Raw genomic sequence first — 24,061 nt, forward strand, 5'->3', positions numbered from 1 at the left:
TTATTTTTTCCAAATTATGTTTTAGGAGGTATATATGGAACAAGAATTACAATCTTTAAAGCAACAAGCTTTAGAAGAATTATCACAAGTTGATAATCTGGACACGTTAAACGAGTTAAGGGTTAAATATTTAGGGAAAAAAGGTAGTTTGACAAGCGCTTTAAAGGGGATGGGAGCATTAAGTGCGGAAGAACGCCCGAGAATTGGACAAATTGTAAATGATATTAGAGTGGAATTAGAAAATATAATTCAGGATAAAAGTGAAAACTTTAAGCAAGCTGAATTGACAAGAAAATTAGCATCTGAGAAGATTGATGTTACTTTGCCTGGTCGTAAGGTCAATGTAGGGCATAAACACCCTCTAACTGTGACTTTAGAGCGTATTAAAGATATCTTTATGCGAATGGGATTTGCTATAGCAGAAGGACCAGAAGTTGAACAAGATTACTATAATTTTGAAGCACTTAATCTACCTAAAGACCATCCAGCTAGGGATATGCAGGATTCCTTTTATATAACGGAAGAATTTTTAATGCGTACCCATACTTCACCGGTGCAAGTTCGTACCATGCAGGCAGCTGAACCTAATCAGCCTATTCGTATTATTGCACCTGGAAAGGTGTATCGCCGAGATTATGATGCAACCCATTCTCCTATGTTTCATCAAGTAGAAGGCTTAGTAATTGATAAAAATATTAGCTTCGCTGATTTAAAAGGAACATTGGAATTGTTTATTCACGAAATTTTTGGTAAGGATGTTGGCGTACGTTTTCGTCCAAGTTTCTTTCCTTTTACCGAACCCAGTGCAGAAGTTGATATTTCTTGTGTAATGTGCAATGGCAACGGATGCAGGGTTTGCTCAGGTACAGGGTGGCTTGAAATACTAGGTGCAGGAATGGTACATCCTCGTGTACTGGAAATGAGCAACTTTGACCCAGAGAAAGTAAGCGGCTTTGCTTTTGGCATGGGGGTAGAGCGAATAGCCATGTTGTTATATGGAATAGATGATTTACGATTATTTTATGAAAATGATTTGAGATTCTTAAGACAATTCTAGAAACAGATAAGTGAAGGGAGATAGGTATGCAAGCATCAATCAAGTGGCTTAAAGAATATGTTGAGTTTAAAGAAACACCAGAAGTATTAGCGGATATGTTAACGATGGCTGGTATTCCAGTAGAAGGGATCACTTATTTAGGAAAAGATATTGAAAATATTGTAACGGGAAAAATTATTGAAATAGAGAAACATCCAAATGCGAATAAGCTATCTATTTGTAAACTGGACGTAGAAAAGGAAATTTTAATTATTGTTACTGGGGCGACGAATGTTTCAGTCGGAAATGTTGTTCCTGTAGCATTAGTGGGTGCTAAATTACCCACAGGATTAGAAATAAAAGCTAGTGAATTACGTGGTGTAATGTCTTATGGTATGTTATGTTCCACAACAGAACTTAATATTGATAGTAAATTATTATCACCCAAGGAAAAAGAAGGAATTTATATCTTGCCCGATGATACCTTAATTGGTATTGATATCCGAGAAGCTTTAGGAATGGATGATGTAGTTTTAGAGTTTGAGTTAACAGCTAATCGCGCTGATTGTTTCAGTTTGATTGGCTTAGCGCGAGAAATTGCTGTGCTCACAGGTGGAACGTTGAAGAAACCAATGATTCATTTGCATGAAAAGGCTGAAGAGAAGGCTGTGAATCTAGTTAAGGTTGCAATAGACGAACCTTCTTTATGTTCCCGTTTTGCAGTGCGGGTTTTACAAGATGTAAAAGTTGGAGCATCACCAAAATGGTTAAAGCAGCGACTACAGGCTGTAGGAATGAGGTCAATTAATAACGTAGTGGATGTAACAAACTATGTTATGTTAGAAATGGGCCAGCCAATGCATGCCTATGATTATAATTTACTGTCAAAACATAGCTTAACCGTACGTAAAGCGCAAACAGGAGAAAAAATTACGACTCTTGATGGAGTTAAACGAGAGCTTACTTCGGACATGCTGGTTATTGCCGATCAAGTACAAGCGGTTGGTATTGCAGGGGTAATGGGTGGTCTAGCTACTGAAGTTACCGATAATACACAAAATGTAGTATTAGAAGCTGCTTCTTTTAATGGAGTAAGCATTCGTCGTACATCAAGAGCCCTTGGTCTACGTTCCGAGGCATCCGGAAGATTTGAAAGAGGCGTTGATACAGTTAATAGTATTCGGGCCTTAGACCGGGCTGCAAAATTATTGGAAGATATGGGAGCCTGTAAGGTATGCCCAGATATTGTAGATAGTTATCCTAATATGCTTTTACCAAGACAAGTTAGCTTTATTCCTCAAAAAGTAAATGCTTATTTGGGAACTGCTATTGATAAGGCTGTTATGTTAGATATATTACGCCGTTTAGAGTTTGCCATCGATACAAATTCTGAAGGTGAAAATATAATTGTAAACGTACCTACATGGCGTGGGGATGTCCAATATCAGCCAGATATATGTGAAGAAATTGCCCGAATTTATGGTTATAATAAAATCCCAACGACTACCCCTGGCGGCAATATACTGCGTGGCGGACAAGAATACGCTCAGTCTATTGTGGATTCCATTAAAACTACTTTAACTGGAGCTGGATTGGATGAAATTATCTCATTGAGTTTTACCCATCCACAAGTGTTACATAAATTAAATATAGTAGAAAATGATTTGTTACATCAAGCGATTAATGTACTTAACCCTATTACAGATGACTTTCCAATACTGAGGACTACTTTACTTGGTGGTGTATTGGAAACGATTGCTCGTAATCTTGCAAGGAAAAATGATGATATAAGAATCTACGAACTCGGAGCTGTGTATTTACCTGAAAAATTACCATTAGATTCTTTACCTAAAGAGCCTTTAATGTTATGTGGTGCATTAGTTGGTAAACGTAATGAACTTTCCTGGAACCAAGGAAAGGATAGTGTGGATTTTTATGACGCGAAAGGGACTGTAGAGGTATTATTATCCAGCTTAGGAATTCAGGATTATGATGTTGCTGCTGGTGAACATATGTCATTACATCCTGGCAAGACAGCAATATTCCGTAAAAACGGTAATGTCTTAGCAACGGTTGGTGAACTGCATCCAAAGGTAATGGATAGTTTTGGTATACAGCGTAAAGTATATATTTTTGAAGTTAGCGTAGAATCAGTAGTTAATTGTGTGAATTTACTTACCAAGTATCAGTCTTTGCCTAAATTTCCAGCAATCAATAGGGATTTGGCACTGGTTTTACCATTAGAAATTTCTGCGGATCAGGTGAAACAGGCAATTGTCGCTAGTTCTGGCCCTTTACTGAATGATGTACGATTATTTGATGTATATGTTGGTGAACAAGTTGCAAATGGGTTTAAGAGTTTAGCTTTTTCATTAACTTATCGAGATAAAACTCGGACGCTTACAGATGAAGAAATTGAAGTGTACTATAAAAAAACCGTTGTTTACCTAGAAAAGACATTGGCGGCAAAAATTCGGAGTTAGCATAAAATGTCTTTGCTGAAAACACAAAAAACACTTTACCTGTGACTGTGATTGTGTTATCCTGTTAACAGGATGGTTGTAAGTACGTTTTTTTTACTATTTAGTAAAAAATAGATCTGTCCTTTTGGACAGATCTATTTTTTTAATAAATTTACCTAAATTGTAAAAAGAATAAAAAAGAATTTAATTAAGTTATTTAGAGAAAGGTGGAGCGTAATGAGTATTTTCCGTACAAAAAGTATTAGTGCACTTTTGGCAGGCGCAGAGCAAAAAGGCTTAAAGAAGACACTAGGCGCTATGGACTTAACACTACTTGGTATAGGTTGTATTATTGGAACAGGGATCTTTGTTTTGACCGGAGTTGCAGCAGCAAAATATGCTGGTCCTGCTTTGATGATTTCTTTTGTTCTTTCAGGATTGGCCTGTGCGTTTGCTGCCTTAGCCTATGCTGAATTAGCTGCCATGGTTCCCATTGCTGGAAGCGCATATACGTATACTTATGCTGCTTTAGGAGAAATAATTGCTTGGATTGTAGGGTGGAACCTTATTTTAGAATACTCCGTAGGATCAAGTGCTGTTGCAGCTGGATGGTCTGGATATGTAGTGGGGCTTTTAAAATCAGGTGGTATTGAGTTATCGAAAGCTTATACTGCTGTTCCAGCTGATGGTGGTATTGCAAATGTCCCAGCTATGTTTATTGCACTATTTCTAAGTTTATTATTAGTTCGTGGAACACAAGAGAGTGCGACTCTTAATAAAGTTCTTGTGGCGATTAAGTTACTTGCTGTCTTTATTTTCTTGGCATTAGCAGGACCTAAAGTAAATGTTGCAAATTGGGATCCATTTATGCCTTATGGTTTTGCTGGAGTAGCTAGTGGTGCAGCCATTATTTTCTTTGCATATATTGGATTTGATGCTGTGGCAACTGCTGCCGAAGAGTGTCGTAATCCAAATCGAGATTTACCAATTGGAATTATAGGATCATTAGTGGTTTGTACCATTCTTTATATCATAGTTGCTGCTGTGTTAACAGGCGTGGTCCCTTACACAGAGTTAAATAATGCTGAGCCTGTTGCTTATGCGTTAAGGGCTATCGGATATAACATGGGGTCAGCCCTAGTTGGAACTGGAGCCATTTGTGGTATTACCACTGTATTACTTGTATTAATGTATGGTCAATCTCGTATTTTCTTTGCGATGTCTCGTGATGGTTTGATTCCTGCTGCTATCTCGAAAGTACATCCTAAGTATGGTACACCTCATATCATTACGATTGTGGCCGGAATTGCGGTAGCTTTAATTGCTGGGTTTACTCCTATTGGAATTATTGCAGAATTAACGAATATTGGAACACTTTTTGCATTTGCCGTTGCTTCCATTGGAGTATTAGTTCTACGCTATACTAAACCAGAACTAGAGCGCCCATTTAGATGTCCTGCAGTTCATATAATAGCACCATTGGCAGTTCTTTCTTGTGGTTACTTGATGTATAACTTACCGTATGAAACTTGGGTACGCTTTTTTGTATGGAGTGGAATCGGTTTTGTCGTATACTTTTTATATGGTAATAAAAATAGCGTGCTTACAAAAACTGATAAAGCTGCATAGTTTAATATATAAGGGAAGGCAGTTATGTAATACATAACTGCCTTCTTTTTTATTAAAAAAAGTATGTTACATAAAGACATACTAGTTTTCTTTATGAAACATGCAGGAAATTATATTTGTAAGGTCGAATTTAAAAGATTAGTAAAATAGGTAATATAGGTGACGTTATGAATGAAAATATACATAAAGTAACAGTTGAAATTTTTGGTGAAACCTATTGTCTAAAGAGTGATACAGAATTAGGGCAGGTAATATCCGTTGCAACATTAGTGGATTCGCGGATGAAAAAAATTGCGCATAAAAACCTACGATTATCTCCAGCTAAAGTTGCTGTTTTAGCAGCTTTAACGATTGCCGAAGAATTTTTACAATTAGAACAAAACTACAAACAATTAATTCAAATGGTAGAAGAGGAAAAATACTGATAAAGTTGTGTTGCATAACTGTCTTTTTGATTGTGAATAATAAAAATCAAAAGGAGTGATGTTGTGTTAGAGACTGGCGACTTTGGTCATGTTTTATTACATATAGTGGTACTATTTACGGTAGCTCTTATTGTTGTACGTTTAATGGGGAATCGTACAGTAGGACAACTTTCTCCCTTTGATTTTGTAATTATGGTAGGGATTGGTGATATTATCGTTAGCGCTTCAATGGATAAGGGGCTGACTTTATTAAGCGGTATCGAAGGTTTATTTACCCTTCTATTATTGCAGCAAATATTATCTTACGTATCCTTGAAAAATGTTACGTTGCGTAAATGGGTAGAAGGTACACCAGTGACTTTAATTCAGGATGGAAAAATTCTTCGAGAAAACTTTGTTAAAACTCATTTTAACTATGATGATTTACGTCAAGAATTGCATAAATTAGGTATGGAAATGACCGATTTACAAGACATTAAACTTGCGCGACTTGAAAGTTGTGGCGTTTTCTCTATCATAAAGACAGCTGAAAAGGAACCTTTGACTAGAAAAGACCTTGAGACATACATTAGTGACATTTACAAAAACCCACTTACTCCCTTAGGACAGGAATGGGTTAAAATGGAACAGTTTATGTCAGATGTACGTGAATTAACAGAGTATGTAAAAAACAATAAAGGACTTAAGTAATAAAAGATTGAAACACGAAGACACTATGCCTTGAGCTTAGCACGCAAAGTAGCACAAAGGGATCTTTTCAGAACCTTTGTGTATTTCCTTGTGTAGTGTGTTTTCGTGTTTAAAAGTTTATATCATTATTTTGTATGTGTTTTTTGAAAGGGATGGAATCATATGATAGAATTATTAGCGCCTGTTGGTAGTCGAGAAGCTCTAGTTGCAGCTGTAGAAAGTGGTGCAGATGCTGTTTATTTGGCGGGTAAAATGTTTGGTGCTCGCGCTAGTGCGCCTAATTTTAACGATGAAGAATTAGCAGAGGCAGTTCGATTCGCTCATTTGCGTAGTGTACTGGTTTATGTAACAGTAAATACCTTAGTAGACAATATTGAGATACCTGCATTAACTGTTTACTTGCAGTATTTATATAAAATTGGTGTGGACGCGATTATTGTTCAGGATATTGGCGTTTTCCAAATTGCACGCCAAATCGTACCAGATATGCCAATACATGCTAGTACGCAAATGACCGTTCACAACTTGGAAGGTGTAGAGTTTCTTACCGAGCTTGGTTTTGAGCGAGTTGTAGTATCTAGAGAGTTATCTATGGAAGACCTAAATCATATTTGCAAAAATACAAAGACAGAAATTGAAGCATTTGTTCACGGTGCATTGTGTATTTCGTATTCAGGGCAATGTTTAATGAGTAGTATGATTGGTGGGCGTAGTGGTAATCGTGGTCGCTGTGCTCAACCTTGTCGTCTGCCGTATACCCTTGTAGATGAGCGGGGAAATGACTTACTTACGGAAGCCGAAGCTGGTGAATATTTACTAAGCCCTAAGGATTTAAATACCTTAGAATTGATACCAGAACTTATTCATGCGGGCGTAACGTCTTTTAAAATCGAGGGTCGCATGAAACGTCCAGAATATGTTGCAGTGGCAGTTGATACATACCGTAGGGCTATTGATGCTTATTTGGCTAACCCAGATAATTACGCAGTTGCAGAGCAAGAACAAAAAGAATTGGCACAAATTTTTAACAGGGATTTTACAACAGCCTATCTAAAAAAGAATCATGGACGCAACATGATGAGTGATCGTCGTCCCAATAATCGTGGTGTGCGTATTGGTCGAGTTAGCGATTACGATTTCCAAGAAAGAATAGCGACTATAAAATTGGATGAACCTTTATATATAAATGATATCGTTGATTTTTGGGTTAAAGTTGGTGGTCGAGTTAGTGTAACAGTTTCTTCTATGACTGTGAATAATCAAGCTGTCGCTTTTGCTCCGGCAGGAGCAGAAGTATCCATTCCTTTACATACGCACGTACGTATGAATGACAGAGTTTTTAAGGTTTTTGATGCTGGATTGATGCAGCGAGCGCGAGCATTTTTCACAGAACCCAATGCGATAAGACGTGTCTCAGTTACTATCAAAGTAACAGTATGTGAAGGTCAACCAATGGAAATCAGTATACAAGATGAAGATGGCTTTACTGGACGTGCAGTGACTAATTTTATTGCAGAGAAAGCACTGAAACGGCCATTAACATTAGAAGTAATTCAAAAACAAGTAGACCGTCTTGGTTCGACTATTTTTAGCTTGGATACGTTAGATTGTGAAATCCAGGGCGAGATTATGGTGCCAATGAGTGAGATCAATGATGCTAGACGCAGAGCTGTAGAAGAGTTAGAAAAAGCTCGTTTAGCACCGTTTTACCGTAAAGATTTACCGAGGAAAAAATATGTGATACGAGATTTTATTCCTTCGGCAAATGTTTCACCCAATCACAAACAGCGTGTTGAGCGTCCTTTACTGGTAACTAACGTGGATACGATTGCGAAACTTACTGCATCCTTCCAAAGCGGCGGGGATCTGGTTATGTTTGGCGGAGAATCCTTCAATCATAAGGTAATTAGTAAGGACGAATATAAGCAAGCAGTTAGTATTGCCCGTGAACAAGGAAAAAAGATTATTTTAAATACTCCTCGTATTATTAAAACATGGCAAACTGAAGAATTGAAAAGAGAGTTAGCTTTATTTGCAGAATTGCAGCCTGATGGGATTGGCATCAGCAATCTTGGAGCATTACATATGGCAAAACAGTTAACTAACATACCACTACATGGGGATTATCCTTTAAATGTATATAATGATGTATCCATTGCTTTTTTTGCTAAACAGGGAATGTCGAGTATAACCTTGTCACCTGAATTGAATTTTTCACAGATTGAGGAACTTGGTAATAATCAAAATGTCTCTTTAGAGTGTATAGTCCACGGATACTTAACATTAATGGTGTCAGAATACTGTACAATAGGAAGTTATTTAGGGAATGTTGGTGCAGGAAATTGTAACCAAATTTGTACACGCAAAGAATATTGGTTGAACGATCGTAAAGATGAGAATTTTCCAATAGCGACAGATCAATTTTGCCGTATGCATATTTTGAATGCCAAAGAATTAAGTATGTTGCCTCATGTTTCTAGGTTTGGTACCATGGGTATTGAGCGAATCCGTATTGAAGGTAAGAAAAGTAATGTAGATTACCTTAGCAGAATCGTGAAGTTATATCGAGAATTACTGGATCAAGGAGAAAATCATCCTCTAATTGTGGAAGATAAAATAAAAAGTGTTGAACATGAAGAAATAACCCGCGGACATTATTTCCGGGGTGTATTATAAAAAGAATACTATCTTTTGTCTATAGGGGAGAAATGAATGGATGCTTCTGTATTAAAAACATTAGAATATAATAAAATACGAGAGATGTTAGCTGACAAAAGCAGCTCTATTATGGGGCGTGAACTTGCTGAAAAGTTAGTACCGGCAAATGATTTTGCTGAAGTGACCAAACGAATTGCAGAAACTCGAGAAGCTAGAGAAATTCTTGATGCCATGTCTAGCATACCACTAGGCGGCATTCGCGATATCCGTTCTTTATTAAAAAGAGCAGAAATAGGTTCCGTACTTGCTCCTGATGAACTAGTTGCAATAGGAAGTACTTTATATGCTTCTAGAAGGATGAAGAGCTTTTTTGTGGATATGCCTGCAGCTTTCACTATATTGCCTGGTTATGTGCAAAATATTACTGTAGTTCGTAATGTTGAGAATGTTATTGAAAATATAGTGAATGAACAGGGGCAAATTCGTGATGACGCTAGCGTAGAACTTTTGCACATTAGACGAGAAATTAAATCATCCCAGGGACGTATTAAGGATAAGTTAGATGGTATATTGCGTTCAAGTGAGTATCAAAAGTATTTTCAGGATGCATTAGTAACTGTACGAAGCGATCGATATGTTATACCTATTAAACAAGAATATCGTCACCATTTCCCAGGGATTATTCATGACCAATCAGCAAGTGGTGCTACTGTATTTATTGAACCAATGGCCGTTGTTGTATTAAATAATGAGATAAAACAACTAATGTCTGCTGAAAAGAATGAAGTGGAGCGGATTTTACGTCTTGCGACAGAGCAAGTTGCGAATGTTTCTGAAGTGATTCATGTGAATTGTCACATGTTAGCTCAAATCGATTTAGCATTTGCGAAAGCTAAACTCAGTCTTGTTATGCATGCTACTTTGCCTATTATTAATGATAGTGGTTATGTTAACTTACGCCAAGCTAGGCACCCTCTTATTGATTCTGCGGTCGTGGTACCTATTGATATTTATATCGGCAAAGATTTTAATACATTACTAATTACTGGGCCAAATACAGGGGGGAAGACAGTAACCTTAAAAACATTAGGGCTATTTGCTCTTATGACTCAATCTGGTCTTTATATTCCTGTAAATAGCGGATCAGAAATAACTGTATTCAATAATATTTTTGCTGATATTGGTGATGAGCAAAGTATAGAACAAAGTTTAAGTACGTTTTCGGCTCATATGACAAATATAGTAAGGATTTTGAAAAATATTTCCCCTTCAGATTTAGTATTGATTGATGAAATCGGTGCGGGAACTGATCCTGATGAGGGAGCCGCTCTAGCAATGTCGATTTTAGAATACCTACTTAGAATTGGTGTTAAAACAATAGCAACTACACATTATAGTGAGTTAAAGACATTTGCCTACTCAAGGCAAGGGATTGAAAATGCTAGTGTAGAGTTTGATATACAAACACTTAGACCTACTTACCGACTATTAATTGGCGTTCCGGGAAGCAGTAATGCTTTTGCCATAAGTAAACGGCTTGGTCTATCAGATCCTATTATTGACCAGGCAAGACAATTTATTGATAAAGATCATGCTGAATTTGAAAATGTATTAAATGCTTTAGAAGAGCAAAAAATAGCTTATGATAAACTTCATGAGGAAGTCTTAGAGCAAGAGCAAGCATTGCAAATTTTAAGAGAAAAGCTTGCAAGTGAAGAAAACGTGTTAGCAATGAAGAAAAATAAGATTTTACTTAGGGCGCAAGAAGAAGCTGAGTCCCTCTTAAGAAGGACTAGAAGAGAAACCGAAGAGATTATTACAGAACTAAAGGCACAATTTGCAGTTAAAAGTAGTTCAGCGCGACAAGTTATATTTGATAAAAGTAGAAAACGCCTAAAAGAAAGCTTAGGTGATTTAAATGAAAATGAAGAAAATGATACTGATTTACCGATTGCTACTGCGAATAACTTAAGTCCAGGTGTTGACGTATATGTGACTACATTAAAACAAAAGGGTACAGTATTGTCGATTGGTAGTAATGAAGTGACTGTTCAACTAGGTATTATGAAAATGAGTGTAGCAATAGCAGATTGCCGTTTGATACACGAGAGTTCTTCAATAAAAAATAAAAATAAAAATAAAGATAAAAATCGCGATAAAAACTTTATGAAGACTCAAGGTGTCTCTAGGCAGATTGATATACGAGGTATGATGGTAGACGAGGCTGAGTATGTATTAGGTAAGTATATTGATGACGCTATCTTAGCAGGATTAAATACAGTAATAGTTATACATGGAAAGGGCACAGGAGCTTTACGTAAAGGGGTAAGAACTTATCTGAAAAATCACCATTACGTAAGAGATATTAGTATAGGTGAGTTAAATGAAGGTGGAGACGGAGCTACCGTAGTACAGTTATCATAAGTCCGAGCTAACTTTTTAGTGTTAGAGAAGCTTTGAGTTTATGTTCATAAAGTCGTTGTAACAAAAAGAGGTGTGAGTATTGTTCTCACACCTCTTTCTCATTTCCGAAAGTAGTTTTCCAATTTAAAGAACGCCCTAGGTCTTTTTTATCTAGAGGATCAGGATCTTGGATAGAATTATGCATTGGAGATTCGGCAAGGGAAGAGGTAACTGCGGCAGCGGGAGGATCCTTCTTCTCCACCTTTTCGGTTTTAGTACTTTCTGTTTTTTCATTATTCCCACCGCCTAAATTATTGAGTAGGCCTAGCATATTACTGATATTTGCTGGGTTTAATTTTGATTTTATTTGTGGATTATTTAAAAGAGGCAAAAGAGACATAAGCATATCGGGAGAAGGTCCTCCTCCTCCCTCGCCACTTTTTGTTAGTTCACCTAATAACTTATGTAATGGATTAGCTGAAGTTGCAGGTGAATTCTGAATAGGTGCTGCCGTAGAAGGCTGTGTGCGATTTAGGATGTGAAGTATACAAAGCAGTGACAATATGTGAACGAGGGTATCATAGCCGGTACCCTCTTTTGTTATGTTATCAATCATATGCGTTACCGTTTCTAACATTGTATTAGGACTTTCGTTCGGCATATAGCACCCTCCTTAAAATAGGCCAGGAATTTTCGGGAGATTTAAATCGCCAGTTAATTTGCACATTGCGTTTTGATGTAGTTCTCGGGATTTTGTTAGACCGTTATTTATGGTTGCAACTAATAAATCTTGTAATAATGTTGCATTTTCGGAAGATAAATATTTACTGTTGATTTCTATTGCTAGTACTTCTTGTTGTCCATTTAATGTTAATTTAATTACGTCACCACTAGAAACCTCTACTCTTTGAGCTTTTAACTGATCTTGTGCGTTATCAACATTCTGTTGAATTTTTTTTACCATTTCCATCATGTTTCCTAAGTTTTCCCACATTGAAAATCGCCTCCATACTAAATTTATCTGATAAAATAATAGAATTTAAATCAGGTTATTTATAGCATTATAATTTATGCCCAAAATCTAATTTTGTGTATATAATAATAGCCAATTGTAAAAGTTCAACATATATTAGATTAGATCATGGCACTTATTAATTTTATAAGGGGTGATGGGGGTGCGCTTGCGGAGACATTATAAAAACTACAAGCGATCAATCGTACAGGATGAAAAAAATACTGAAACGGTCATGAATGGGGAGGGACTTGCTGAAAATATGGAAAAATTAGAGAATAAGCAAACAGAAAATGAGGCAAGAGAACCCAAAAAAGTTAAAAGTAAATCATTCAGGCCAACGAAAATGATTAATCAAATTATGAATAATCCAAATTTTAATCTACAACTGATAGTAATCCTATTAACCCTATCTTCTGAGGGGATACAAATGGATAGAAGAATAGAAGGTATGACAAGTACAATTGACAAGGTGCGTAATATTACCGAGTTAGTGAATAATGGGATGCAGTCGATGAAGATGGTATCGGAAGTCCCTAAAAGTATTCGTCGTATATTAGAATAAATTCTAATAAAAAGAAAGAAAGAAAGAAAGTAAGTAAGTAAGTCTAGTAACACTTTGATAGATAGTTCCATATATTGAACTAGAAGGGTGGGCGATATTTAAATAACAGGCGACACTTATTTAAGTAATCGCTCTTAAAATGTTACTCTTTAAGGAGGTAATTTGCAAGGGCAAGAGGTTGTGGTTTTGGTGGAGGCCAATCTTGGTGGATTATCCATTATCATTCTTTTACTCTTTGTTTTTAACAATGATGAAAGTAGTTTCTTATAATAAATATTTTACTTATTGATACGGGAATACGTTAAGGTGTGTCCCTAAATTTTAATAATAAAACTTTTGTGGGAAACTTAGTAACCTACTGATTGTTTTATTCATATAGTAGAGTAAATAGGTGTTCAAAATTCATAATTATCTTTAATTATATATGAGGAGGAGGAATAATTATGGCACGTAATTTTGGTGGCTTCGGCGGTGGCGGTTTTAGCGGTATTTGGATTATAATCATTATTATCCTTTTATTTTGTTGTTGTGGTAATGAAGACTCAACTACCTGTTTATAATCTATAATAATGTATATGCAACAATAAAAAAAACACGCGTACTTTACGCGTGTTTTTTTATTTAAGGATTATTTTTTTTTGCTGGTTCATTTGATTTTGGTGGTGGAGGGAGGGGTGACGTATTTTTATCTGGCTTTGATGGTGGCGGTGGAAGATTTTTATCAACAGGATGCGCTTCATCACCTGGTTGAGTAGGTAATTTATCTTTTTTGCCATCCATAGTTAATGGATTAACAAGCTGCTTTTCATCAGGATTCTGTTCAGTAAGCTTGGGAGTAGGATTAGGTTCAAGAACAACACCACTAGGCCTAATGAAATCGCGGGCAGGAATTTTGGTTAAAGCCTTATTCATAAACGTTCTCCAAATTGTAGCTGGAAGAGTACCTCCGGTGATTCCATTTAAGTTTTCATCAGAGTCATAACCAATCCAGACGGACGCTACAAGATCGGGGGTGAATCCGACGAACCAGGCGTCCTTATAATCACTAGTTGTACCAGTTTTGCCAGCCGCCGGGCGACCAATATCTGCTGCTGTACCGGTGCCGTTTGTAATAACACCGCGTAGCATATCAGTAAGAATGTAGGCGGAACGTTCATTAACAACTGCTTTTTCTTTTGGCGTTATCTGCTCTAAAATTTTACCATTTCGATCGACAATTTTAATGACACTTATTGGCTCTACGTGTACTCCTTGATTTGCTAAAACACCATAAGCGCTTGCAATTTCTAAGGGAGTAACACCACGAGTAAGGCCGCCAAGAGACATGGCTAAGTTGCGGTCGTTGGTGGAACCTTGTAAAACTAGAGTAGAAATACCCATTTGTTGGGCATAGTATAATGGCTTATCGGCACCTGTTTGATTGGCTATTTTTACAGTTGGTACATTAAGCGATTGCTCTAGTGCTGTGCGCAAAGAAACAGATCCATGGAATTTTGCGTCATAATTTATTGGAGACCAGCTACCAAAGGTTATTGGGGTGTCTTCAATCATTGTTGAAGGAGTCATCCCGCCTTCTAAAGCAGCTAAATATACAAAAGGTTTAAATGCAGAACCTGGCTGCCGTTCTGCTAGTACTGCTCGATTAAATTGGTCATTGCCTCGGCCGCCAACCATTGCTTTAATATAACCTGTACGTGGATCAATAGCAACAAGGGCTCCTTGAGGCTGCTGTAAACCACTGCTATCCGTACGTACATTCGGTAATTTTTGCATGGCTTGTTCTGCTGCTTCTTGCATATCTAAATCTAAGGTAGTATAAATTTTTAGACCGTCTTTGTAAATTGCGTCAGCACCATATTTATCAATAAGATATTGTGTAACATAGTCAACAAAATAACTAGCGGTATTAATCTTATTATCTGATTGGGTAGAACGTGATGCTAATTTAAGCTTAGTGTTCGCGGCTTGAATGCCTGTTGCAGAATCAATAAAGTTGTATTTAACCATTTGATCAAGAACAGTAGCTTGCCGCTCTGTGGCTGCCTTTAGGTTATTGAATGGTGAATAATAGTTTGGGCTTTTAGGAATACCTGCTAGCATAGCACACTCTGGTAAAGTCAAATCTTCGACGTTTTTGCCAAAATATACAATCGCGGCAGATTGTACTCCATAGGCACCTTGCCCAAAATAAATTTGATTCAAGTAAAGTTCTAGGATTTCGCTTTTACTGTATTGACGTTCAATTTGTAACGCTAAAATTGCTTCTTGTATTTTGCGTTTTAATGTACGTTCTTGTGAGAGTAAAGCATTTTTAGCTAGCTGCTGTGTAATGGTACTGCCGCCTTCAGATACGCCGCGGTCAGTTATATTCGACCATACTGCCCGTAAAATACCGCGGGGATCAATACCAATATGTTGGTAAAAACGTGCGTCTTCAGCAGCTACAAACGCATTTTGCAAGTTTTTAGGGATTTTATTAATAGAAACAGGAACTCGATTTTCCACAGAATGAATGGTGTTAATTAATTTTCCATTAACGTCATAAATCTGTGAAGAAGCAGCGGGTCTGATTTCATCTTTTAGACTAGGCATAGTATGAATACTAGCTGTCAAAAAACCAAGACCAGCACCAGTAATCATTACAACAAAAACAATTAATGCTATTACGGTTATTTTTGAACTTCCACTTTTAGAAGAACGACGGCTGTTTTTGGAGCTATCGTCTCGATCCTTGTCCATTGGCAACCTCCTTAGAATTGAGTACGCTAACTATTATACCATAAAAGGATATTATTCAGGGGATATATTTTGCTAACATTGTTTGCAATTTATGAAATCCTATGTTATAATGCCGCTCAAAAAAATATCCAAAAAAATGACACCAAAGTGGTGTCATTTAGATTATTACGGAAGTCTATAGTTTTATGCACTTATTCTATAATAATGCGATGAAAGGTTTTTTTACCTTTACGAATAAGCAGGCTATTATTTTCAAATAAATCAGCAGTAATTATAAAGTCTAAATCGGTTACTTTATTGTCGCCAATATAAAGACCGCCTTGTTGGATTAGTCTTCTTCCTTCGCTTTTGGATGGGACTATTCCAGTAGCAGCTAAAACGTCAATAACTTTGGTACCAAGCATGTTAGTGGTAATGGACACTGTTGGTGCATTGTCTAATGCACCAGCTCCACTAAATAATGCTTCAGTTGCTTGTTGCGCTTTTTCAGCTTCTTCTGAACCATGAATGAGCTTCGTTACTTCGAAGGCTAGTATTTTTTTTGCGATGTTAATTTCTTTATCTTTAAGAGCTCCTAACCTTCTTACTTCATCCATTGGCATAAAGGTTAGAAGTGCTAAACATTTTTCCACATCTGCATCATCAATATTACGCCAATATTGGTAAAAAGCATAAGGAGAAGTTTTTTCGGCATCGAGCCAAAGAGCACCTTTCTCCGTTTTACCCATCTTCCGTCCATCACTAGTGGTCAATAGAGTATAGGTTAATCCATAGGCTGGCTTGCTTTCTTTGCGGCGTATAAGATCTGCTCCAGCAAGGATGTTAGACCATTGATCATCTCCGCCCATTTGCATGATGCAATTACATTGACGATTAAGTTCTAGGAAATCATAGGCCTGCATTAGCATATAGTTAAACTCTAAGAAAGATAACCCTTTGTCCAGCCGTTGTTTAAAACATTCTGCAGTTAGCATGCGGTTCACAGAGAAGTGTACACCGATCTCCCTTAAAAATTCGATGTAATTGAGATTAAGTAACCAGTCGGCATTGTTAACCATTAACGCTTTGTTATCAGAGAAGTCAATAAAGCGCTGCATTTGTTTTTTAAAGCGCTCACCGTTGTGGACAATATCTTCCTGGGTCATCATTTTACGCATATCAGTTTTACCTGATGGATCACCGACCATTGTCGTGCCGCCACCGATTAGACACACTGGTCGATGACCAGCCTTTTGCATATGCGCCATTACCATCATTCCTAGAAAATGTCCAACATGTAAGCTGTCCGCAGTGGGATCGAAGCCAATGTAAAAAGTGATTTTTTCTTTAGCGAAGAGTTCAGCCATTTCATCTTCATGGGTAAGCTGTTGGATAAAACCTCGTTCTTTAAGAACATCAAGTACAGTCATTGATTTGATAAACCTCCTTATATTTGCCAAATGGTTAACATATAAAAATAAAACCGTCCTGGTTAGGGACGAGTATTACCCGCGCTGCCATTCTGTTCTAAGCTAAAACGGCTTGCATATTTTTCGGGAAATTTTTATGTGAAATACTAACTGTAATATAGCAGGATACACCACAATTGTCAATGTGATCCATAGTTCGTGATTTGACCATAACACCATATAATATACGGTGTTATGGTTAAATCTTTCATACGTTCCATATAAATATGACACATTAAAAGCTATAAAACCATATAATACGTTATATCCTACTTTAGGAGGGTAATCATGAGGTTTTCTGTAGTGAAAAGACGGAGAATATCATCCTCAATATTGTTAGCCATTGTGGTATGTATTATTTTTGTGACGGGTTTTTGGATGGTAGAAGCCCATTTAAAGCCAACATTATTAGTTATAGCTGAAACAAAAGCCACTTTTATTGCCACTCAATCTATTAATCAGGTTATTAACGACCGAGTGAATTTAGATATTAATCCTCAAACATTGATGAACGTTACACTTGATAGTCGTGGTCGTGTAGTGTTAATACAACCTAATACTATGGAATTTAATAGAATTGCTGCAGATACTACAATTAAAGTACAAGATATTCTAAAGGGTATTGGTGAAGAGAAAATTGAGATACCAATGGGGCAAATTTTAGGTAGTCAGTTATTAGCTAGCATTGGACCGAATATAACGGTAACGGTTATTCCAATTGGTACGGTTCAGGTAAAAGTAATCGATAAATTTGAACAGGCAGGTATTAATCAAACTAGGCACATGATATATCTAATTGCCACTACACAAATTAGAATAGTGGTTCCCTTAGTTAGTAAAAGTATTAGTGTGGATACGCAGATGCCAATCGCCGAATATGTTGTTGTTGGGGATGTACCTAGTACATATGTACAATTTCCATTTCCTCTTCCTAATAATATAGCCGAAGAATTGAAACAATAATAAAGGTATAGATTAAATAAATGGAAAAAGGGGATTGACATAAATTCAAAAAATATGTTAATATAAATAAGTCATCGCAAGTATTCGTAAAAATGTTGACGAGCAATAAAAAGTGTGTTAACATATACGAAGCACAATAAGCGGTGCAGTGTTCCTTGAAAACTAAACAATGTAAGTAAGGTTAAAATAAGCCAGATGTGCGGTACTCGTTTGAGTACAAAACAAAGTTAGTCCACTTTGGTGAGATTGACAAAAAGCTAGTTTTTTAAAGAGCCATTAAGGTTCTCTAATATAATTTATTGGAGAGTTTGATCCTGGCTCAGGACGAACGCTGGCGGCGTGCCTAACACATGCAAGTCGAACGGAGATTTCAGCAATGGAATCTTAGTGGCGAACGGGTGAGTAACGCGTAGACAACCTACCTTCTAGATGGGGACAACACTGCGAAAGTGGTGCTAATACCGAATGTTGTATGTGAAACGCCTGTTTCACATACTAAAGGTGGCCTCTATTTATAAGCTACCACTAGAAGATGGGTCTGCGTCTGATTAGCTAGTTGGTGAGGTAATGGCTCACCAAGGCGACGATCAGTAGCCGGTCTGAGAGGATGAACGGCCACACTGGGACTGAGACACGGCCCAGACTCCTACGGGAGGCAGCAGTGGGGAATCTTCCGCAATGGACGAAAGTCTGACGGAGCAACGCCGCGTGAGTGAAGAAGGTTTTCGGATCGTAAAACTCTGTTTTCAGGGACGAATGTGCGATATGTGAATAATGTGTTGTAATGACGGTACCTGACAAGAAAGCCACGGCTAACTACGTGCCAGCAGCCGCGGTAATACGTAGGTGGCAAGCGTTGTCCGGAATTATTGGGCGTAAAGCGCGCGCAGGTGGGATAATAAGTCTGATGTTAAAGTTCGGGGCTCAACCCCGTGAAGCATTTGGATACTGTTATTCTTGAGTGCAGGAGAGGAAAGTGGAATTCCTAGTGTAGCGGTGAAATGCGTAGATATTAGGAGGAACACCAGTGGCGAAGGCGACTTTCTGGACTGTGTCTGACACTGAGGCGCGAAAGCCAGGGTAGTGAACGGGATTAGATACCCCGGTAATCCTGGCCGTAAACGATGGGTACTAGGTGTTGGGGGTATCGACCCCTCCAGTGCCGGAGTTAACGCAATAAGTACCCCGCCTGGGGAGTACGGCCGCAAGGTTGAAACTCAAAGGAATTGACGGGGGCCCGCACAAGCGGTGGAGTATGTGGTTTAATTCGACGCAACGCGAAGAACCTTACCAAGGCTTGACATCGTCTGATGATCCTAGAGATAGGAAGTTCTCCTTCGGGAGACAGATAGACAGGTGGTGCATGGCTGTCGTCAGCTCGTGTCGTGAGATGTTGGGTTAAGTCCCGCAACGAGCGCAACCCTTATCCTATGTTGCCAGCACGTAATGGTGGGAACTCATGGGAGACTGCCGTGGATAACACGGAGGAAGGTGGGGATGACGTCAAGTCATCATGCCCCTTATGTCTTGGGCTACACACGTACTACAATGGGCTTTAATAGAGGGTAGCGAAGCCGCGAGGTGAAGCCAAACCCAAAAACAAGCTCTCAGTTCGGATTGCAGGCTGCAACTCGCCTGCATGAAGTCGGAATCGCTAGTAATCGCAGATCAGCATGCTGCGGTGAATACGTTCCCGGGCCTTGTACACACCGCCCGTCACACCACGAAAGTTGAGAGCACCCGAAGCCGGTGAGGTAACCAGCAATGGAACCAGCCGTCGAAGGTGAGATCAGTGATTGGGGTGAAGTCGTAACAAGGTAGCCGTATCGGAAGGTGCGGCTGGATCACCTCCTTTCTATGGAGATTTGAATCATTGAAATACATGGTTCTAATCCAAGGTCGACACATCTGGCATTATATACTAGACGGAGCTTATGTGCTTGCTGTAGTATTACAACCTACTTACATTGATTAGTTTTGAGGGAATACCTCAAATGGGCCTATAGCTCAGCTGGTTAGAGCGCACGCCTGATAAGCGTGAGGTCAATGGTTCGAGTCCATTTAGGCCCACCATTATTTTGTTGTTTTGATTCGAGGTAACTCGGATTTTTTTAAACGAAAAATGGATTTTTATACGGGGAATTAGCTCAGCTGGGAGAGCACCTGCCTTGCACGCAGGGGGTCAACGGTTCGATCCCGTTATTCTCCACCATTTATGTTCTTTGAAAACTGCACAGAAGAAAGCAAAGTAATAATTCTAATAGCAATATTAGGGTGATTACCGAGCATGTTAGGATTTTTTTAATGTGTATTTCGGCGTTAAAACCGAATATACCACCAACTAAAGGTTGGCAAGAAGCTGTCAGATGCGAGGCGGAGCGAGGACAAGAGTGAGTCGTACTTCTGTACGTCGAACGAATGCCCACAGCGACAACGAAGCAGATGACTGTTTATTGACAGCCGACTATTAGTGTGACTAAGTCAAGCTAATAAGGGCATACGGTGGATGCCTTGGCGCCAAGAGCCGATGAAGGACGGGGTAAGCTCCGATAAGCTAGGGGGAATCGCAAGCAGGTTTTGATCCCTAGATTTCCGAATGGGGAAACCCAACAGTGGTAATGCACTGTTACCCATACCTGAGAGTATGAGGAGGGCACCTGGGGAACTGAAACATCTAAGTACCCAGAGGAAAAGTAATCAAGTGAGATTCCCTAAGTAGCGGCGAGCGAACGGGGAAGAGCCCAAACCGAGTCAGTTTACTGATTCGGGGTTGAGGACCGGCATAATTCGAGTCAGGCTTAGTCGAACTACCTGGAAAGGTAGACCATAGGGGGTAACAGTCCCGTAGACGAAAAGCAGAGCAAGATGGCCGAGTTCCAGAGTACCACGAGACACGTGAAACCTTGTGGGAAGCAGGGGGGACCACCCTCCAAGGCAAAATACTCCTTGGCGACCGATAGCGTATAGTACCGTGAGGGAAAGGTGAAAAGCACCCCGGGAGGGGAGTGAAAAAGAACCTGAAACCGTATGTCTACAAGCAGTTGAAGACCCTTATGTGGTCAACAGCGTGCCTATTGAAGAATGAACCGGCGAGTTACAGTAACTAGCGAGGTTAAGCAGAAGATGTGGAGCCGCAGCGAAAGCGAGTCTTAATAGGGCGAATAGTTAGTTGTTGTAGACCCGAAACCGCAGTGATCTATCCATGGCCAGGTTGAAGCGCAGGTAAAATTGCGTGGAGGACCGAACTCGTGAACGTTGAAAAGTTTTGAGATGAGTTGTGGATAGGGGTGAAATGCCAATCGAACGCGGAGATAGCTGGTTCTCCCCGAAATAGCTTTAGGGCTAGCCTCAAGAAATAAGTACAGACGGTAGAGCTCTGATTGGGCTAGGGGCCTTATAGGTTACCGAACTCTGTCAAACTGCGAATGGCTGTACTCGGACCTTGGGAGTCAGACTGCGAGTGATAAGACCCGTAGTCAAGAGGGAAACAGCCCAGACCATCAGCTAAGGTCCCAAATGCCGTACTAAGTGGCAAAGGATGTGGAACTTCAGAAACAACCAGGATGTTGGCTTAGAAGCAGCCACCATTTAAAGAGTGCGTAATAGCTCACTGGTCGAGAGGTTTTGCGCCGAAGATGTCCGGGGCTAAAGTACGGAACCGAAGCTATGGATTTGTAACTTTGTTACAAGTGGTAGGGGAGCGTTCTATACGCTTTGAAGCAGTACCGTAAGGAGCTGTGGAGTATATAGAAGTGAGAATGCCGGTATGAGTAGCGAAAAGACAAGTGAGAATCTTGTCCACCGAAAGCCTAAGGTTTCCTGAGCAACGCTCGTCGTCTCAGGGTAAGTCGGGGCCTAAGCCGAGGCGTAAATGCGTAGGCGATGGACAACTGGCAAACATTCCAGTACCACCCACATCCGTTTGAGTGATGGAGTGACACAGAAGGGTAAGTAATCGCATGAATGGAAGAAATGCGTCTAAGCTTGTAGGGTGTTTAGTAGGCAAATCCGCTAAACGTATAGCCTGAGGAGTGACGGGGAGTTGCTAGCGATAGCGATGAACTTACTGATCCCACACTGTCAAGAAAAGCTTCTAGCGAGGCTGTGGGTGCCCGTACCGCAAACCGACACAGGTAGGCGGGGAGAGAATCCTAAGGTGCGCGGGAAAACCCTCGTTAAGGAACTCGGCAAAATGTCCCCGTAACTTCGGGAGAAGGGGAGCCCTTTTAGGTGATTACCCTTGCGGTATGAGCTAAAGAGGGTCGCAGAAAAGAGGCCCAAGCGACTGTTTACCACAAACACAGGTGCCTGCTAAAGCGAAAGCTGACGTATAGGTGCTGACACCTGCCCGGTGCTGGAAGGTTAAGGGGAGTGCTTAGAAGCAATTCGAAGGTGTGAACTGAAGCCCCAGTAAACGGCGGCCGTAACTATAACGGTCCTAAGGTAGCGAAATTCCTTGTCGGGTAAGTTCCGACCCGCACGAAAGGTGTAACGACTTGGGCACTGTCTCAACGAGGGACCCGGTGAAATTGAAATACCTGTGAAGATGCAGGTTACCCGCGACTGGACAGAAAGACCCCATGGAGCTTTACTGTAGCCTGACATTGAATTTTGGTAAATGATGTACAGGATAGGTGGGAGACTGCGAGATATGTACGCTAGTATGTATGGAGTCATTGTTGGGATACCACCCTTTATTTACTGGAATTCTAACTTTAATAGTAACGACATTAAGGACAGTGTCAGGTGGGCAGTTTGACTGGGGCGGTCGCCTCCGAAAATGTAACGGAGGCGCTCAAAGGTTCCCTCAGCGCGGCCAGAAATCGCGCGAAGAGTGCAAAGGCAGAAGGGAGCTTGACTGCGAGACGTACAGGTCGAGCAGGGACGAAAGTCGGACTTAGTGATCCGGTGGTACCGCGTGGAAGGGCCATCGCTCAACGGATAAAAGCTACCCTGGGGATAACAGGCTAATCTCTCCCAAGAGTCCATATCGACGGGGAGGTTTGGCACCTCGATGTCGGCTCATCACATCCTGGGGCTGTAGTAGGTCCCAAGGGTTGGGCTGTTCGCCCATTAAAGTGGTACGTGAGCTGGGTTCAGAACGTCGTGAGACAGTTCGGTCCCTATCCATCGCGGGCGCAAGAGACTTGAAGGGAACTGCTCCTAGTACGAGAGGACCGGAGTGGACGAACCAATGGTGTACCAGTTATCCCGCCAGGGGTACAGCTGGGTAGCTACGTTCGGAAAGGATAAACGCTGAAAGCATCTAAGCGTGAAACCAGCCTTAAGATGAGGTCTCTCATAGCGTAAGCTAGTAAGTCCCCTTGTAGATGACAAGGTTGATAGGCCAGGTGTGTAAGTCCAGCAATGGATTCAGCTGACTGGTACTAATAGGACGAGGGCTTGACTTAATTTAGTTAGTAGCGCAGCTACTAACGACTAACATGCAGTCTTTCTTCTGTGAAGTTTTGAAGGAACATATATTTTATATGTATGTACCTTTATGGAATAGATTGATTAGAATGGCACAGCTGCTAGGCGTGACGAGGACGTGAAGTGAACAGTACTACAGTACGTGAACTGAACGCCCGCAGAAACAACAACGCAGATGGGGTATTATAAGCAATCGGACCATTTAAAAACTTTAATCCGGTGACGATAGCTAAGGGGTTCCACCTGTTCCCATACCGAACACAGTAGTTAAGCCCTTATACGCCGAAAGTACTTGGTTGGAAACGGCCTGGGAGGATAGGTAGTTGCCGGTTATATTCCTGGATAGCTCAGTTGGTAGAGCAATCGGCTGTTAACCGATCGGTCGTAGGTTCGAGTCCTACTTCAGGAGCCATTTTCATAAAAACGTCATTCATTTCTGTGAATGACGTTTTTATTTTAGTGATGGAGAATTTTTTAGTTTGATAATTACTTTATTTAATAATAAAACTTAATAAACATGAAAATAGTGTATACAATATACAAAGTATTATAGACATTTATCTAGTGATTATTTATACTATTATAAGAAAATAGTCTC

General features: G+C 39.7%; 13 protein-coding genes, 3 tRNA genes and 3 rRNA genes. 15 read left to right on the forward strand and 4 right to left on the reverse strand.

Going from position 1 to position 24,061, the window contains the following annotated elements; translation table 11 throughout:
• Positions 1 to 34 precede the first annotated feature (34 nt).
• From pheS to UFO1_RS09480, 7 genes are all read left to right on the forward strand, one after another.
• A complete protein-coding gene (gene pheS / locus UFO1_RS09450; RefSeq protein ID WP_038670231.1) occupies positions 35 to 1,057 on the forward strand; it encodes a phenylalanine--tRNA ligase subunit alpha in 1,023 nt (340 codons plus the stop codon).
• A gap of 26 nt (positions 1,058 to 1,083) precedes the next feature.
• Positions 1,084 to 3,519 (forward strand): phenylalanine--tRNA ligase subunit beta, encoded by a 2,436-nt coding sequence (gene pheT / locus UFO1_RS09455; protein ID WP_038670233.1) that lies wholly within the window; start codon positions 1,084 to 1,086, stop codon positions 3,517 to 3,519.
• A gap of 216 nt (positions 3,520 to 3,735) precedes the next feature.
• Complete coding sequence (locus UFO1_RS09460) at positions 3,736 to 5,127, forward strand: amino acid permease (RefSeq protein WP_038670235.1); 1,392 nt, start codon at positions 3,736 to 3,738, stop codon at positions 5,125 to 5,127.
• A gap of 167 nt (positions 5,128 to 5,294) precedes the next feature.
• Positions 5,295 to 5,552 carry a cell division protein ZapA gene (locus UFO1_RS09465; RefSeq protein WP_038670238.1) on the forward strand — a complete coding sequence of 86 codons (258 nt, stop codon included), beginning with the start codon at positions 5,295 to 5,297 and terminating at the stop codon, positions 5,550 to 5,552.
• A gap of 63 nt (positions 5,553 to 5,615) precedes the next feature.
• A complete protein-coding gene (locus UFO1_RS09470) occupies positions 5,616 to 6,242 on the forward strand; it encodes a DUF421 domain-containing protein (RefSeq protein WP_038670240.1) in 627 nt (208 codons plus the stop codon).
• A gap of 162 nt (positions 6,243 to 6,404) precedes the next feature.
• The gene (locus UFO1_RS09475) at positions 6,405 to 8,918 is read left to right on the forward strand and encodes a DUF3656 domain-containing protein (RefSeq protein WP_038670242.1); all 2,514 of its coding nucleotides are present in this window, start codon (positions 6,405 to 6,407) and stop codon (positions 8,916 to 8,918) included.
• 36 nt (positions 8,919 to 8,954) lie between these two features.
• Entirely contained in the window at positions 8,955 to 11,324 is a 2,370-nt protein-coding gene (locus UFO1_RS09480) for an endonuclease MutS2 (RefSeq protein ID WP_038670243.1), read from the forward strand.
• A gap of 85 nt (positions 11,325 to 11,409) precedes the next feature.
• Here the strand turns inward: UFO1_RS09480 and UFO1_RS09485 are convergent, their stop codons facing one another.
• Positions 11,410 to 11,964: a hypothetical protein gene (locus UFO1_RS09485; RefSeq protein ID WP_038670245.1), complete on the reverse strand. Its 555-nt coding sequence runs from the start codon at positions 11,962 to 11,964 to the stop codon at positions 11,410 to 11,412.
• Between the two features lie 12 nt (positions 11,965 to 11,976).
• Entirely contained in the window at positions 11,977 to 12,297 is a 321-nt protein-coding gene (locus UFO1_RS09490) for a YbaB/EbfC family nucleoid-associated protein (RefSeq protein ID WP_038670247.1), read from the reverse strand.
• A gap of 175 nt (positions 12,298 to 12,472) precedes the next feature.
• On the opposite strand from UFO1_RS09490, the gene UFO1_RS09495 reads away from it, so the two are divergent.
• The gene (locus UFO1_RS09495; RefSeq protein WP_236639370.1) at positions 12,473 to 12,880 is read left to right on the forward strand and encodes a hypothetical protein; all 408 of its coding nucleotides are present in this window, start codon (positions 12,473 to 12,475) and stop codon (positions 12,878 to 12,880) included.
• Between the two features lie 621 nt (positions 12,881 to 13,501).
• Here the strand turns inward: UFO1_RS09495 and UFO1_RS09500 are convergent.
• Both UFO1_RS09500 and tyrS read right to left on the reverse strand, forming a co-directional pair.
• Positions 13,502 to 15,619: a transglycosylase domain-containing protein gene (locus UFO1_RS09500; protein WP_038670251.1), complete on the reverse strand. Its 2,118-nt coding sequence runs from the start codon at positions 15,617 to 15,619 to the stop codon at positions 13,502 to 13,504.
• A 191-nt stretch (positions 15,620 to 15,810) separates the two neighbouring features.
• Entirely contained in the window at positions 15,811 to 17,028 is a 1,218-nt protein-coding gene (tyrS, locus tag UFO1_RS09505; RefSeq protein WP_038670253.1) for a tyrosine--tRNA ligase, read from the reverse strand.
• A gap of 327 nt (positions 17,029 to 17,355) precedes the next feature.
• Between tyrS and yunB the strand changes: the two genes are divergently transcribed.
• The 7 genes from yunB (at position 17,356) to UFO1_RS09540 (ending at position 23,875) form a co-directional block, all read left to right on the forward strand.
• The gene (gene yunB / locus UFO1_RS09510) at positions 17,356 to 18,030 is read left to right on the forward strand and encodes a sporulation protein YunB (RefSeq protein WP_038670255.1); all 675 of its coding nucleotides are present in this window, start codon (positions 17,356 to 17,358) and stop codon (positions 18,028 to 18,030) included.
• 296 nt (positions 18,031 to 18,326) lie between these two features.
• Positions 18,327 to 19,885, forward strand: a 16S ribosomal RNA gene (locus UFO1_RS09515).
• 141 nt (positions 19,886 to 20,026) lie between these two features.
• A tRNA-Ile gene (locus tag UFO1_RS09520) sits at positions 20,027 to 20,103 on the forward strand.
• A 63-nt stretch (positions 20,104 to 20,166) separates the two neighbouring features.
• Positions 20,167 to 20,242 (forward strand) — tRNA-Ala (locus UFO1_RS09525).
• Between the two features lie 267 nt (positions 20,243 to 20,509).
• Positions 20,510 to 23,441: ribosomal RNA gene (locus tag UFO1_RS09530) — 23S ribosomal RNA — on the forward strand.
• Positions 23,442 to 23,678: 237 nt separating this feature from the next.
• Positions 23,679 to 23,795, forward strand: a 5S ribosomal RNA gene (gene rrf, locus UFO1_RS09535).
• Together the 16S, 23S and 5S rRNA genes with 3 tRNA genes alongside form the textbook arrangement of a ribosomal RNA operon.
• Positions 23,796 to 23,799: 4 nt before the next feature.
• Positions 23,800 to 23,875: transfer RNA gene (locus tag UFO1_RS09540), tRNA-Asn, on the forward strand.
• The last annotated feature ends 186 nt before the right edge of the window (positions 23,876 to 24,061 follow it).

Source organism: Pelosinus sp. UFO1 (genome assembly GCF_000725345.1).
Classification (GTDB): Bacteria; Bacillota; Negativicutes; order DSM-13327; family DSM-13327; genus Pelosinus.

Coding starts and splice junctions, on each gene's coding strand:
- pheT (WP_038670233.1), top strand. CDS start 1,084: ATGCAAGCATCAATCAAGTGGCTTAAAGAATATGTTGAGTTTAAAGAA.
- UFO1_RS09495 (WP_236639370.1), top strand. CDS start 12,473: ATGGGGGTGCGCTTGCGGAGACATTATAAAAACTACAAGCGATCAATC.
- UFO1_RS09500 (WP_038670251.1), bottom strand. CDS start 15,619: ATGGACAAGGATCGAGACGATAGCTCCAAAAACAGCCGTCGTTCTTCT.
- UFO1_RS09480 (WP_038670243.1), top strand. CDS start 8,955: ATGGATGCTTCTGTATTAAAAACATTAGAATATAATAAAATACGAGAG.
- UFO1_RS09460 (WP_038670235.1), top strand. CDS start 3,736: ATGAGTATTTTCCGTACAAAAAGTATTAGTGCACTTTTGGCAGGCGCA.
- UFO1_RS09485 (WP_038670245.1), bottom strand. CDS start 11,964: ATGCCGAACGAAAGTCCTAATACAATGTTAGAAACGGTAACGCATATG.
- tyrS (WP_038670253.1), bottom strand. CDS start 17,028: ATGACTGTACTTGATGTTCTTAAAGAACGAGGTTTTATCCAACAGCTT.
- UFO1_RS09465 (WP_038670238.1), top strand. CDS start 5,295: ATGAATGAAAATATACATAAAGTAACAGTTGAAATTTTTGGTGAAACC.
- yunB (WP_038670255.1), top strand. CDS start 17,356: ATGAGGTTTTCTGTAGTGAAAAGACGGAGAATATCATCCTCAATATTG.
- pheS (WP_038670231.1), top strand. CDS start 35: ATGGAACAAGAATTACAATCTTTAAAGCAACAAGCTTTAGAAGAATTA.
- UFO1_RS09490 (WP_038670247.1), bottom strand. CDS start 12,297: ATGTGGGAAAACTTAGGAAACATGATGGAAATGGTAAAAAAAATTCAA.
- UFO1_RS09475 (WP_038670242.1), top strand. CDS start 6,405: ATGATAGAATTATTAGCGCCTGTTGGTAGTCGAGAAGCTCTAGTTGCA.